This window comes from Pseudomonas mandelii (genome assembly GCF_900106065.1).
Taxonomy (GTDB): domain Bacteria; phylum Pseudomonadota; class Gammaproteobacteria; order Pseudomonadales; family Pseudomonadaceae; genus Aquipseudomonas; species Aquipseudomonas mandelii.
The window spans coordinates 4,083,834-4,096,130 of sequence record NZ_LT629796.1; the positions used below are offsets into that span (position 1 = coordinate 4,083,834).

Sequence of the window (12,297 nt, forward strand, 5' to 3'; positions counted from 1 at the left end):
ACGCCGGAACCTGAGAAAACCTGATATTCAAACCGCAGGTGGCGGGTCATTCATGGGGGTTTGAGCCTCTGAGCCTCGAGACACATTCCGCAATATGTTATTGCTCAAGCCTATCGACGAGCCAACCGATAAACATCTGTGATAAATCCGTAGGCAAACTCAATCTACTGCTTGGAGTATTTATGTTCGGCTGGATCAGCAATATCCGTGTAGGTACCAAGCTCGGTCTTGGGTTCGGCCTGGTATTGGCGCTGACTTTTTTCCTTGCTCTCACCGGCTGGATAGCCATCAATGTTCTTGCTGAACGCGGCGTCAAAGTACAGGACATCGCTCGTGTCAGCGAGATGACCAAGGACCTGCGAATTCATCGTTTGCAGATGGAGCTCAACCCAAAGGGGGAGAGCTCCCGGATGATCCTCCAGACGCTCGACGAACTGGCTGGGTATTTGAACTCTGCGCGTGTCCAACTGACTGTGCCCAGCGATGCGGCGCTGATTGATCAGCAGATAGCCGCGGTCAAGGTGTATCGCGATGCCTTGGGCGCCTTAAACCAGGTGGGAACCAATCTGGCTCCGGTGTTCGCCCGAATGGGCGCGCAAGGCGACATTTTGCTCAATACCACCCAGCAGTTGATAGCGTCGCAATCTGCCAAGCGCGATGCCGATTCGTCTTTTGCTAAAACTCTGCTTGCTAGTATCGCTGCGCTGGCGTTGCTGCTCGGCGCCGTCGCGGCTTGGATCATTACCCGGCAAATCGTTACACCGTTGCAAAATGTCCTCAAGGACGTCGATCGTATTGCCTCCGGCGATTTGAGTCAGGATTTGGAGGTTAATCGCCGCGATGAGCTGGGTCAACTGCAGAGAAGCCTGCAACAGATGACCACCAGCCTGCGCGAACTGATTGGCGGTATCGGCGCCAGTGTCATCCAGATTGCTAGCGCTGCTGAAGAGTTGTCAGCCGTCACCGAGCAGACCAGTGCTGGTGTGAACAGCCAAAAAGTCGAAACTGATCAAGTTGCTACTGCCATGAACGAAATGACCTCCACCGTGCAAGAGGTCGCGCGTAATGCGAAAGAGGCCTCTGACGCCGCCGCTACCGCAGATAAGCAGGCCCGCGAAGGTGACAAAGTTGTTGGTGAGGCCGTGGCTCAAATCGAACGCCTGGCTATCGAAGTCGGCAACTCCACCGTGGCTATGAGTAATCTCAGAGAGGAAAGCGACAAAATCGGCGGCGTGCTTGATGTTATTAAGGCGGTCGCACAACAAACCAATCTACTCGCTCTCAATGCCGCCATTGAGGCAGCGCGAGCGGGTGAAGCTGGACGAGGTTTTGCGGTAGTTGCCGATGAAGTTCGTAGCTTGGCGCAGCGTACCCAGCAATCTACCGAGGAAATTGAAACGCTGATCTCCAGCTTGAAAAACGGCACTCAAGAAGTCTCCGCCGTTATGGAGAGCAGTCGTATATTGACTGATAACAGTGTTGAATTAACTCGTCGTGCCGGAACCTCTCTGGAAAATATCGCCCGCACGGTGTCTACAATCCAGTTGATGAATCAGCAGATTGCCTCAGCCGCTGAACAGCAGAGCGCAGTGGCTGAAGAGATTAACCGTAGCGTGCTGAACGTGCGTGATATTTCTGAACAAACCGCTGGCGCGAGTGATGAGACAGCCGCCTCAAGTATCGAGTTGGCACGCTTAGGTCATGAACTTGACGACTTGGTTAAGCGCTTTCGACTATAGGGCTGGTCTAAAGCGCACCCCAATCAGCTATCCAGGATAGATTGAGGCTGACGAGCATGACTGCATGGGGGCGCTTCACAAATTGGAGTAGCGCTTTACGCAACACCTCCGCAGGCTTGTTCCGCAACTGGCCAAGCTGCCAGTGAAAAACACTGCAATATCGTGAAAACCATAGTGGAAACCAGCGTCTGGAAACCATGACTTTTGACAGCAGGTGCGCCGCTGTCTGGTTTGCTGTAGTGCCGTACCCAGCGGGCCAGATTTGCCCCAGCACATGCTCAACGAATTATCGGAATCACCGACGCCAGCGATCAAGGACTGATCGCGTTACGGGCTTGCCAGGCGTACGTCAGGGCCGTGGTGCGCTAAGCTGATCTTGAAGGTTAAGCCATGCACAAGGAGCGGCGATGGATCAGCATTTTATTTGGATGGGAATACTACTGATCGTTTCCTGGGTCGTAAGCGTGTCGCTGATTATGTACGTGCTCGCCAAGTAGAAAAGCAAAGCCCCGGAGGTTCGCGGCTCCAGGGCTTCTATTTTCGCCTCCATCCCTTAATGTTTGGCGAACGTGGTCAAGAGATTACCAGCGGTCTCTGGATATTTCACTACGACTATAGGTGATTGTGTTCGGTCAGCGGGGTGTCGAGGGAGGAAGTGCGAAATTCGCACGCCCTTTTAACCATCTTCCTTGTTAGCCGCCGATGGCATCGTGAAGCACGACCTCATGCACTAACTATCCCTCACCGCTGGTGGAAAACCCCGGAGACTCGTGGAGCAGTCGTCGATGGCTATCCAACGTCCCCCGCTGGGGGAGTTGTCCGTCGCCAGCCGAGACTGGAGACTTCCGGCAATGGCGGGAGTTAGCTTCCTCAAATTGTGGGCGTTGGCCAGCCCGCAGTGCGGGGCGAGGTTTTGTCACTCAACCGTGGGGGGATCATCGCAGGAAGAATATCGTTTACGTGAGAGCCTTTCATATCGCGCCCTTGTGCTTCGCGGCAGAGTTCGTCGTTGACAACACCGTGAGATAGGGGTTGTTCATAGGGATGTCATTGAACAGTCGCAGAGGGTCATTCAGCAGATAGCCATGCAGCCTGCGTGATTTGCGCGGTCCGGTGACTTCACAGGACCAGATGTTCAAGCCGTTCTCCTGCTTTCGGTGCAAGTCCAGCTTCTCGAAGCGCTTTTGCACCCACTGCCAGTCTGTCGTCTTTTCTTCTTTGGCGAAGACGGCTGACTGTGGGTGTTCCTGTGCGTAACGTTGAAACAGCCCAGGACTCACCAGGTACACGGTATCGGCTACGGTATGGACCAGAGCTTTCGCGTCATTGATGATCAGCTTGCGGCTATCAATGTGCTGGTGCAGCCAAATCATGAAGTGTTCGCCTGAGAGCCGCGTCCATGGGGCTTGCTCCTGTATGACAGATACTGGTGACGTAGCAGGCGCATTGGATTCTTGTTGAACTGGCGTTCGTTTGGGTTCGTTGTTGCCCGGTGGTGAAGGTCTAATGTGTGCGTTATCCGGCGTGGCGAACAACTCCAGTAGATCATCCAGTCCATCAGCAGGGACCGCGGTTGCGGCTGGTATCACTGGTGCGGATGAAGGCCTTCCGTTCACCGTCATCGCAGCGGCTTCGCCACTGGGCGGTATGCAGGCGGTAGACTCTATTGACGCAGCTTCTTCCTGTACGACCTTCACAGTGCCGCTAAAGGGCGAGGGCCGCTCCCCGGTTTCCCAGATTAAGGCTGGGGCCAGCCGTAGCAAGGTGAACGTATGCGACCATCCACCCTCGCTCGTGATGACTGCCTTCCAGATGGCCTTGTCATCGGCTGTTGGCTGAAGCATGCCGTGATCTTGCAGAACGTTGAATACTGCGGTGTTACTCGATGGGATGCCTTCGATGCCTTGCGAAAGCAGGTGCGCGCGCAGCTTGTCTGAGACGGTCTTGCTGACGAGCCATAAGGCGTCCTGTGTCAGCCAGCCATCTGATGCTTGGGGCTGGTTCAACCTCAGCTCCTCCTTAAGCAGGAAGCGCAGTCCCTCCAGCAGTTTGCGTTGCAGTGCGTGTTTCGGCGCGGCCATCGCCCTGGCTGGATCGCCACCCAACTCCTGAGCGACAGAGGCACGGTCGGCCTGGGTTACGAGCTCACCGAGCACGCCGGCATGTTCATATTGGCCTGCCAGCACATACAGTAACGACGACCACAGCGCGGGATAGTCGCTGAGCCAGTCCAGGATGTGACCATCAAGCAGGCGGTTGTAGAGTAGTCCGGTTGCGGCACTGTGCAGCCGGTACTCACGCTCCTTGCGATAGCGGAAGCGGTACGGATGCAACAATGGTCCGTGCCAGGGGTGCCAGGTGTTGCCGTCGGCATATTCCACATGAAGGTCGACGGCGATCTTGCCAATATCGTGCAGGAGCGCTGCGTAGGCAATGGCGGCTGTCCAGGCTTCGGCTTGTGCTACTTGGTCCTCAGGTGTTGTGCCTGCTGGAAGAAGGTGCGATTGCCGCAGCTTGAGCGCGTAGGCGACGATTTCCAGCCCGTGGTCGAGCATGCCGCCTGGATAGGCATGGTGATGGCTTTCCGACGCGGGGAACTGCTGGACCAACTCGGCGTAACGTTCCAGTGGTGCGAGATACAGGGACCTGAACTGCTTGCGTGAGAGCGAAGTACGTTGCCAGATGTGTTCTAGCAACTTCTGCCGGCGTGGGGTGGCCAGCAGCGATGCGGCCGACTCCTGCCGCGTCAGCCCCTTACCTTTTACAGCCGCTTCCGTGGGCGCCATCGGTGCCGACGCCGAGCGTTTTCGTTGGAACAGCGCGAACATGATGTCACCTGACGTTGCGGTGGATGGGAGAGCCTTTTCCTTTTACGGGTAGAGCCTTTCCCCTTGCCCCCATTCCATTGACCCTTCCCAGCCCTTTTACCTTTATCGAAGCCTTTACATGTAGCTCGGCTCGGGGAGTCGCTCTACAAGCTATCCGACACGGGGTCAGTCCTTTTTTTTTGAGGTAAGCGCGATCCGCCTACCGGCGTCTGAAGATCTCGCCAATCTGTCTTGACGAGGAAAGGAATGTTCCTTACCATCGAAAAAACTGTCATCCAAGGAGCACGCCACGCCATGCCAGCCATTCATGAACTAGCCACGCTCACATCGAAGGGCCAGATCACGCTGCCCAAGCCGATCCGTCAGGCGTTGGGCGTCGATACCGGCGGCAAGGTAGCGTTCGACCTGGGCGAGGATGGACAGATTGTTGTCACCCGCGCGAATGCCGAGCACGAAGATCCGGCCATCGGCGCGTTTCTGAGTCTGTTGGCCCGCGATATCGAGGCTGGTCGGCATGTTCGCGGGTTGCCGGACGAACTGGCTCACGCCATGCTGATGCAGGCTGGGCGTGATGTGAATCTGACCAACGAGATTGACGGCGATGTGGCGCTCTGATGCAGCGGCACGGATGGACGCTACTCTTCCACGACTGTGTGATCGAGCAGTTGCAGAGGTTGTATACCGCCGCGCAGCGCGCGGAGCAGAATGACCCGATAGGATTTGCATCCAATGCCAACGTCAAGCTGTTCCGAGCCCTGAGCCAACTGGTGCTTGAAGTCGTTCCCGATGAGCCGGCGCGCGATGAGTACCGTCAAGGAAACACACTGGGGCCGGAATACCGCCACTGGCGAAGGGCCAAGATTGGGAGACGGTTTCGGCTATTCTTCCGTTATGACTCGAGGGCGAAAGTGATTGTCTACGCTTGGGTCAACGATGAGCAAACGCTGCGTGCATCGGGGAGCAAGTCCGATCCGTATGCGGTGTTTGAGAAGATGCTGGGTCGTGGAAATCCGCCAGACGACTGGGACGCGTTGGTGACAGCCAGCCGGCAGAATTGGAGCAAACTGGAGTAATTGTTCAACGCGCTTAGCAGGTGATGACTATGAGCACAAGAACTCGCATCAGCAATGCAGAACGCTTTGGCCGCTGGCTCGGCCGCAGATGGCGTGCTTATGTGTGCAGAGAGCGGCGGGTATCGGGATGGCTGATTGGGCAAGGCGTGCCTACGTCAGCGGCGGCTGTGTTGATCTGGGGCGTCAAGCTCGCGGTACTGGCTGTGCTGCTCTATACCGCGTTCTGGCTGGCTTTGCTGCTGATATTCGGCGTGGTCATCTCCCGGGTGGCAAATAACGCAGAATTAGATGAAACGTCTGAGCCTGAGTGGAAAAACGGACCAGCCGGCTTCGGACTTTACACGTATGATGGCTATCGTATCGATCCGCACGTTCATGATGACAATTGACTACCCGCTCATTTCTTTGAAACGGCCTTCATCAATGCATTGGGTCCCTTTCCACCGGCGGCTTTTGCATCTCCTGTAGCGCCAACAAGCCCCTGAAGAATGTTCCCTGCTTGGATACCCGCCCAAGATAGCGCCATCACCCAGAAGGTTGGCAGCACAATGAACATCGTCCCCATGACGAAGTTCAGCAACAGATCGCCAAAGGCGTTGTTCAACCCCATCACTGGATCGAAATTAGTGACGGGCCGGTTCCAACCCCAGCCCGAGCCATAGAGCGCGTTGAGGATGGTGCTGTCGATCCAGCGAGCGAGCTGGAACCAGAAGTCGACGAAGAACAGCGCGAACTGGACCACGCTGACGGTGACCACGGTCTTCAGGTCGTAGGTGCCCATCAACAGCACTAGCGGGATGCAGATCACCAAGGCCATCTTCAGCAGCGACAACACCATTGGCAGGGCCTGGCGCACCACGTCCATCGCCGGAAATGCAGGAATGGCTCCCACCGCAAGACCTACGTCGCCCGCCGTGCGGGTAACGATGTTCGGCAGGGTCTTGTCGATCTGGCCACCATAGTCGGTGTAAACCGTTCCCTGATTGAGCTTCTGTTGGCGCGGGGAGGCGATCGCACGGACCACCGAGTTATCCACTTCGGCACGACTCAAGAATCCGGCCCATCCTGCCATTCGGTTGAGCAGGTTGGGGTCGACTTGGGCCAATAGCCGTGTGCGCAACCCGTTACTGCCATCGCTCCACCACTGATGACATGTTGGATAACCCGCTCCGCTCGGCACCTGTGCGAGTCCGGCGTCTCGGTTGCTATCGTAGGGCCAGCCATCACGGGGTGTCTTAGCATGGTAGGTGTCGTAGAAACCGTTGGTGTTGACGAAGTAACTGGAGCCGATCCAGGTCACGTCATGCATCTGTGCTTCATCCAGTTCCGGTCGACTCATGAACAATTTCGCCCTGGCGGGTCCATAGCAGTCGTGGGTGAAGTCCGCCACGTCCTGTGCGAGGAGGGGGTCGTCAATGCGCGTAGTGTTGATGTCCATCCTCATTTGTCGCAGATCTGTTCCGCACGGGATCGCCGCAACCGAGGCCCCCGTCACCGCACGCGAGAGTGCATGCATGAATGCCCACCACACCGGCACCTTGGCACTCTGGTTGTTGAGCGTGCTGAATGACTGCGACCAGCCGGTATCCGTAGGTTGCGGAATATTAACCTGGCACTGTGCCGATCGCGCCTGGTCGTACTTGATCGTGCCGAGGTCAATATCGATAAACGGGATGCCGGCGAACATCAGCACGACGATGGCCACCCAGATGCGGTTCTCGATGCGCATCGAGGACAGTACGCCCTTGTTGCCTTCGTCGGCCCCTTCAGTACGTGCTTTGAGCCATTCCTGGATAATAATGGCTATAAAGGGAATGGCGAACACGCCGCTGGAAACCAGCACCGCCCAGATGCCGTTGTGGACGATCCAGCCCACGAGGGTCAGGTAATACTCCAGATAGTCAGTGGTGAAAAGCGTCATGTTCCAGGTCTCCCGCTAGACCGCCTGCATCAGCAGGCTGGCCTCCAGTGCGACGATCGCAGTGACTCCGGCGATTTCGGTACGTAGCAGCCGGCGCTGTGTCGAGGCATCCGATTCGCGTGCCAGCAACCGACGGCGCATCCACACCCAGCCATAGACAGTCGCCCCGTAGAGGCAGAGCCGCCACAGCAGGAAGTAGCCAGCCGCGTTCGCCAGCCAGAGTTCCCAGCCGGCAATGCTGCCGACCCGATAGAGGCCAGCGATGTTGGCCGCCACTGCCAGCGCAACGAGCAGCAGCATCCATAGCAATGCCCTGGGGACGCGCCAGCGCGGCCGTAGCCATGCTGCGTTCATGGCGGGTCTCCTGGATGGGAGCGCTGTAACTGGTCGAGGCGATCCGGCACCGGGTCGCCCTCGTAGATACCACGCGAGCCTGACGCGCGCGTGCCATGGCGCTGAATGATCGTCATCGGCGAGTTGTTTGCCAGCTCGCGCCTGATCTCCAATTCGGTTTTGAGGTTGAGGATTTCGCGGTCGAGCGTGTCGCTTTCATGATTGACCGCTTCGACGGCCAATTGGTTAGCCGCGACATTGGGTTCTTTCTTGCCGGTCAATAGTGTGCGCTGCAGCAGCAGAGCCTTTTCCAGTACCGACGCCAGCGCTACCTCGGACGCTAGGCGGTGGGCGAGGACATCTTGGTCGGGTTCATCGCGCAGCGCTTCGATCACGCCGCGGGTAACCGGCAAGGATGTACTGCCGGCTGCACGCAAGTTCTCAGCGGTGGTATGGCGGGCGCCGCTGATCAATTCCTGCAGCGTTTCCAGCTTGGCCTCGTACTCTTCCTGAATCAGCGGCGTCAACCCGACGCCTGGCACGGTCTGGGTCTTGGTGCAGATCGCGCAGGTGCGCTGCTCCTGTTCGCCGAGCACGCGTGTGGCCCAGTCGGTGGCCGCTTGCGGCGACGACCAGGTCTGGCAGGCCAGGCTATTACAGCTCGTCGGGTCGATGGATGTTGGGTCGGTTGCACTGCGGCCATTGACCAGGTTGTAGCCGGCACGCGTTACATCGCCGATCACTTTGATCGACGGCTGGCCGGCACCGCCAGCATTGCCGCCGCCCACCCACGGCACGCCATCCTTGCCCCGGCTGGTCTCAGCCTGTTCGATGGCTGACACCGCGTCAGTGCTCGCCACCGCCTGGCGCAACGCCATCCCCTCGGCGAGCTGGCTCCAGCTCATCTGTCCGCCTGCCGTGTCGGCCATCTTCTCGGCCATCGCGCGGCAGGTCAGTTTGGAACGATCGAAATCGAGCCTGGCCTGAAGAATACCGTTGGTCAACAGGTTGTAGAGGCCGGGGTCTGCCCGCTGAATGATCAGCGCCGGCAACGACGCGACCGCGCTCGTCGCGTTCTGGATCACGCTGCTCATGATGTTCTGAAAGCCATTGGTGAGGCCGTTGAGCTGATTCTGGATCGTGGTGCTGATGTTCATGTCGCCGCACATCAGGTTGCTGTTCCAGCCCGCGCCCACACCGAGCGAATGCATGCCGGCCGCGCGGCTCATAGACACCGCGCTGCCGCCACCGATCGAATACATGAGGTCGTCGCCAATCACGCTGCCGCTGTTCTGGAAACCGTCGGTTTGGGCCGATACCAGGTTGCTGACCAGCACCAGCGCGCTGGCCAGCAGGGCCACCTGCCACCGCAACGGCAATGGGTGGAAGAGGGTGACAGGACGCTTCATTGTTTTCCCCTCAGTTGAAGTCTGTACTGCCGAGGAACGTCTGCCCGCGGCGTTCGCAACAGCTGTATGGGCGCCAAAGCGCCCAGGCATAATCACCTTGCTGGGCCTGGGTCAGCGGTTCGCTGTGGGGGAACACCGCGCAGCTGTTGGAAAGACGCGGCGTCAGCTCCTGCCACTTGCCGGTCGAGGCATTGCTTTCCTCCAGCGCTCCGGCCGGCCAGTAACCGGGCTGCGAGTTCGCGAGCAATGGCTGATAGACATGCAATTGCCCCCGCCGGGTGACGATGTCGCCGGCGCGTTGGGCGACCACGGCACCGGTCTTATAATCGTCGGTCTGATGCAGAAATCCGCCGCGCGGATAGACGGCGCCCCACAGGTTGAACGTGCTGCGCGCGCCGATCTCGCGCATGCCCGGAATCAGGGCCTCTGGGTACACGGCTTCGGGCACGTTGTAGCGCCAGGCCACGGTGTCGAGCGTGCTCAGCAGGTACGGCATGAACGCGGTGCCGGCACCTTTGCAGGCGTAACCTGAGGTGCTGGCAAATTGGCCGAACACATGACCGCCGGGATGGCCGATCACGTCGGCGTTCTTGAACTTCGCCATGTTGCTTTCATTGTCATGGTTCGTCGTGCCGTCGCCACCGGCCTGGGCCGTCACGTTGGGTGCGCTCATGGCCCGCACTTCGAGCCACGGGTTCTCACCGGTATTGGAGTAACTCGAAACCACGGCATCCGGAATGTAGTGGCGCACCTTGGTGGACGTCCGCACCGAGCAGCCGAACGGCGTGCAGAACAGCCAATAGCAGATCCCTACCACCCGGTATTCCAGGCACGATGGGGACAAAGTGGAAGACACGATGGTCGCGGTGTTGAGCGCGAACGATGACGAGGCGGTCATTAACAGAATGGTGGCGATGCCGGTACGCCGAAGCCGGGCACACTTCATGGTTGAGTCCTCCGGTAGGCCTCGATGCGTGCGATCGCCGTGGCGACGCCCGGCTCGCCATAAACTACGTAGCGTTGATCCATGACGATGGCGGGGAGAGAGGTAATGCCCAAGCTCCAGGCATCGGTCACGTCCTGGTAGGTCCTGGCCAGACGCTGCTCCAGCGCGGGGCCGCCGTGCTTGAGGCGCTGCTGTACCAAGAGTGACGCTTGCTGGACATCACTTGGAAGATCGGTCGACAGTTCGGCTTCAATACGCGCGGGTGCATCCAGCTCGATCAGTCGGTCAGGTGTACCTTGCACGGGATGTTGGCGGTCGGTGATGACCCAGATATCCATTGCACTAGCCGCAGAGGCACACAGCGCAATGGCCAAGGCCAGGCAACTGATCGGGCCGGGGGAAAGAGAACACAACATGGCGCAGCATCCGGTGGTTCATGACCTCGGTAGTGCAACGCATCGCGCTTAACGCGACAACAAACAATCGGAAAAGGGAGGTGCCCGGTTTCCATGCACCGATGAATCGCGGTATTTCGTGGACCGCAGATACCCCATCGAAAGCATCGCTTCCGATGGGGTGTTGGAGCGTCAGCAAGCTGGCGCGAGGAGGATCAGATCAATCCGTGTTCGGCGAACGAATAAGGATCGCCTTTCCCGATGATGAAGTGATCCAGCAGACGGATATCGACCTGTCCCAATATCTCCTTCAATCGCTGGGTCAACGTTTCGTCCGCCGTACTGGGTTCAGTACAGCCGGAAGGGTGATTGTGGCAGAGCACCAGAGCGGCGGCGTTATGGTCCAGGCAGCGCTTGAGCACCACCCGTGGATAGACGCTGGCGCTGTCGATAGTGCCTTGGAACAAAGGCTCGTAGGCCAGCACCTGATGCTTCGAATCGAGGAACACGGCGCCAAAGACTTCATGCGGCTGTGCTGCGATTTTCAGCTGCAGGAAATTGCGCACATCCTCCGGGCTTTGCAGCGAGGGGCCACGAGTGAACACTCGCTGCTCAAGGATGACCAACGCCTGTTCGATGATTTGGTCGTCGTCCGGTGTGCCGACGGGATTGAGTGACGCATTACCACTGATCATGGCGAGGGATGTGGACATGGGAACCTCCTTTAGGAATTGGAGGCAGCCGCCCCTGGAGGGCGGACCCTCCGGAGACAGTGACGATAGGCATCCGCCATCGCTTGCGCAGATGACCGTTCGCTCGGGGGATGCGTGGCGAACTGGCGTGCAGTCAACGCGGTCGAAACCGCGCCATAGCCTTGAAGACCGCGGGCTATCTGGGCATGTCGCCGACGACGTCGGCAGGCATTTGGTGATGAAGTTGTGCTGCGTATGGCGCCGTACCGTTGGACACCAATAGGTCCAATGCCGACAGCAACGCGTCGCCTTCGGCCGGGCCGGCCAGGGTCAGTGACTGGCCGCTGTGGTGGTCGATCAGACGCAGGGTCGGGGTGGCGCTCACGCCGCCATGGCGTGCTTCGTTGGCCTGCCCCTGGATGATGGTGTCGGGCCGCTCACTGGCGAGGCAGGCTTGCACGGTTGGGTCCTGGCCGTGGTACTCGGTGTCGGGCGGCAGGCCCTGGCCGTCGCTGCGGGTGTGCTGGTAGATCCAGGTGATGGCTTGCCAGAACGCATCATGGCCGTGGGACTCGCCGATGCATTCGGCCAGACGCGCCTGTCGAGTCGCTGCCGGCTCGTGCATGGCTAGCGGCAGGTGGTGCCATTGCAGATTCACCTCCGGGTGCTGGTCGATCCAATGCCGCAGTATGGGGTCATAGGCCTTGCAGTAGGGGCATTCGAGGTCGGCGTATTCGACAATGGTGAAGCGCGCATTCATGCGTCCATAGCGCCAAGGTGGGCCGGCCGGGTGCTGGGCAGCGGTGGTGTCCGACGTGTGGGTTGACTCATGCGACTCGTCGGCCCACGACCAAAGCCAGAGCACGAGCAGGCCAGCAATCACCCACCCCAGCAGCCAGACCCCGCACGGCCACCGACGGTAGAGGAGGAAAGTGGGCGAAGGCATGGCGGAATCCTCGAC

At 58.9% G+C, this 12,297-nt stretch carries 12 protein-coding genes and 1 pseudogene; 5 read left to right on the forward strand and 8 right to left on the reverse strand.

Annotation, left to right across the window (positions count from 1 at the left end):
- Positions 1–182: 182 nt before the first annotated feature.
- Positions 183–1,739: a methyl-accepting chemotaxis protein gene (locus BLU63_RS18885; protein WP_057978233.1), complete on the forward strand. Its 1,557-nt coding sequence runs from the start codon at positions 183–185 to the stop codon at positions 1,737–1,739.
- A gap of 252 nt (positions 1,740–1,991) precedes the next feature.
- A pseudogene (locus tag BLU63_RS33345) lies at positions 1,992–2,108 on the forward strand (lysis protein); the annotation flags it as partial.
- Between the two features lie 602 nt (positions 2,109–2,710).
- Here the strand turns inward: BLU63_RS33345 and mobH are convergent.
- Complete coding sequence (gene mobH / locus BLU63_RS18895) at positions 2,711–4,567, reverse strand: MobH family relaxase (RefSeq protein WP_083375962.1); 1,857 nt, start codon at positions 4,565–4,567, stop codon at positions 2,711–2,713.
- Between the two features lie 294 nt (positions 4,568–4,861).
- Between mobH and BLU63_RS18900 the strand changes: the two genes are divergently transcribed.
- From BLU63_RS18900 to BLU63_RS18910, 3 genes are read left to right on the forward strand one after another with little or no spacing between them, the layout of a single operon-like run.
- Entirely contained in the window at positions 4,862–5,182 is a 321-nt protein-coding gene (locus BLU63_RS18900) for a type II toxin-antitoxin system PrlF family antitoxin (RefSeq protein ID WP_057978243.1), read from the forward strand.
- A complete protein-coding gene (locus BLU63_RS18905; protein ID WP_057978230.1) occupies positions 5,182–5,640 on the forward strand; it encodes a type II toxin-antitoxin system YhaV family toxin in 459 nt (152 codons plus the stop codon). Before BLU63_RS18900 ends, BLU63_RS18905 begins: the two co-directional genes overlap by 1 nt.
- A gap of 29 nt (positions 5,641–5,669) precedes the next feature.
- Positions 5,670–6,029 (forward strand): DUF3742 family protein, encoded by a 360-nt coding sequence (locus BLU63_RS18910; RefSeq protein WP_057978241.1) that lies wholly within the window; start codon positions 5,670–5,672, stop codon positions 6,027–6,029.
- A gap of 8 nt (positions 6,030–6,037) precedes the next feature.
- On the opposite strand, the gene BLU63_RS18915 is transcribed toward BLU63_RS18910, so the two are convergent.
- The 7 genes from BLU63_RS18915 to BLU63_RS18945 form a co-directional block, all read right to left on the reverse strand.
- Entirely contained in the window at positions 6,038–7,561 is a 1,524-nt protein-coding gene (locus tag BLU63_RS18915; RefSeq protein WP_057978227.1) for a conjugal transfer protein TraG N-terminal domain-containing protein, read from the reverse strand.
- Positions 7,562–7,576: 15 nt separating this feature from the next.
- The gene (locus BLU63_RS18920; RefSeq protein ID WP_057005377.1) at positions 7,577–7,915 is read right to left on the reverse strand and encodes a hypothetical protein; all 339 of its coding nucleotides are present in this window, start codon (positions 7,913–7,915) and stop codon (positions 7,577–7,579) included.
- Positions 7,912–9,303, reverse strand: coding sequence for an integrating conjugative element protein (locus tag BLU63_RS18925; RefSeq protein ID WP_057005376.1), 1,392 nt, complete (start codon positions 9,301–9,303; stop codon positions 7,912–7,914). The genes BLU63_RS18920 and BLU63_RS18925 overlap by 4 nt, the downstream gene beginning before the upstream one ends.
- A gap of 10 nt (positions 9,304–9,313) precedes the next feature.
- Positions 9,314–10,249, reverse strand: a complete 936-nt coding sequence (locus tag BLU63_RS18930) for a TIGR03756 family integrating conjugative element protein (RefSeq protein WP_057005375.1) — start codon at positions 10,247–10,249, stop codon at positions 9,314–9,316.
- Positions 10,246–10,665, reverse strand: a complete 420-nt coding sequence (locus BLU63_RS18935; RefSeq protein ID WP_057005374.1) for a TIGR03757 family integrating conjugative element protein — start codon at positions 10,663–10,665, stop codon at positions 10,246–10,248. The genes BLU63_RS18930 and BLU63_RS18935 overlap by 4 nt, the downstream gene beginning before the upstream one ends.
- A 194-nt stretch (positions 10,666–10,859) precedes the next feature.
- Entirely contained in the window at positions 10,860–11,339 is a 480-nt protein-coding gene (radC, locus tag BLU63_RS18940; RefSeq protein ID WP_231990967.1) for a RadC family protein, read from the reverse strand.
- 193 nt (positions 11,340–11,532) lie between these two features.
- Positions 11,533–12,282: a DsbA family protein gene (locus tag BLU63_RS18945; protein WP_057005372.1), complete on the reverse strand. Its 750-nt coding sequence runs from the start codon at positions 12,280–12,282 to the stop codon at positions 11,533–11,535.
- Between the last annotated feature and the right edge of the window lie 15 nt (positions 12,283–12,297).

Excerpts from the sequence above, each read along its gene's own strand:
- BLU63_RS18910 (WP_057978241.1), top strand. The coding sequence starts at position 5,670 with ATGAGCACAAGAACTCGCATCAGCAATGCAGAACGCTTTGGCCGCTGG.
- BLU63_RS18930 (WP_057005375.1), bottom strand. The coding sequence starts at position 10,249 with ATGAAGTGTGCCCGGCTTCGGCGTACCGGCATCGCCACCATTCTGTTA.
- radC (WP_231990967.1), bottom strand. The coding sequence starts at position 11,339 with ATGATCAGTGGTAATGCGTCACTCAATCCCGTCGGCACACCGGACGAC.
- BLU63_RS18920 (WP_057005377.1), bottom strand. The coding sequence starts at position 7,915 with ATGAACGCAGCATGGCTACGGCCGCGCTGGCGCGTCCCCAGGGCATTG.
- BLU63_RS18945 (WP_057005372.1), bottom strand. The coding sequence starts at position 12,282 with ATGCCTTCGCCCACTTTCCTCCTCTACCGTCGGTGGCCGTGCGGGGTC.
- BLU63_RS18905 (WP_057978230.1), top strand. The coding sequence starts at position 5,182 with ATGCAGCGGCACGGATGGACGCTACTCTTCCACGACTGTGTGATCGAG.
- BLU63_RS18935 (WP_057005374.1), bottom strand. The coding sequence starts at position 10,665 with ATGTTGTGTTCTCTTTCCCCCGGCCCGATCAGTTGCCTGGCCTTGGCC.
- BLU63_RS18915 (WP_057978227.1), bottom strand. The coding sequence starts at position 7,561 with ATGACGCTTTTCACCACTGACTATCTGGAGTATTACCTGACCCTCGTG.
- mobH (WP_083375962.1), bottom strand. The coding sequence starts at position 4,567 with ATGTTCGCGCTGTTCCAACGAAAACGCTCGGCGTCGGCACCGATGGCG.
- BLU63_RS18885 (WP_057978233.1), top strand. The coding sequence starts at position 183 with ATGTTCGGCTGGATCAGCAATATCCGTGTAGGTACCAAGCTCGGTCTT.
- BLU63_RS18900 (WP_057978243.1), top strand. The coding sequence starts at position 4,862 with ATGCCAGCCATTCATGAACTAGCCACGCTCACATCGAAGGGCCAGATC.
- BLU63_RS18925 (WP_057005376.1), bottom strand. The coding sequence starts at position 9,303 with ATGAAGCGTCCTGTCACCCTCTTCCACCCATTGCCGTTGCGGTGGCAG.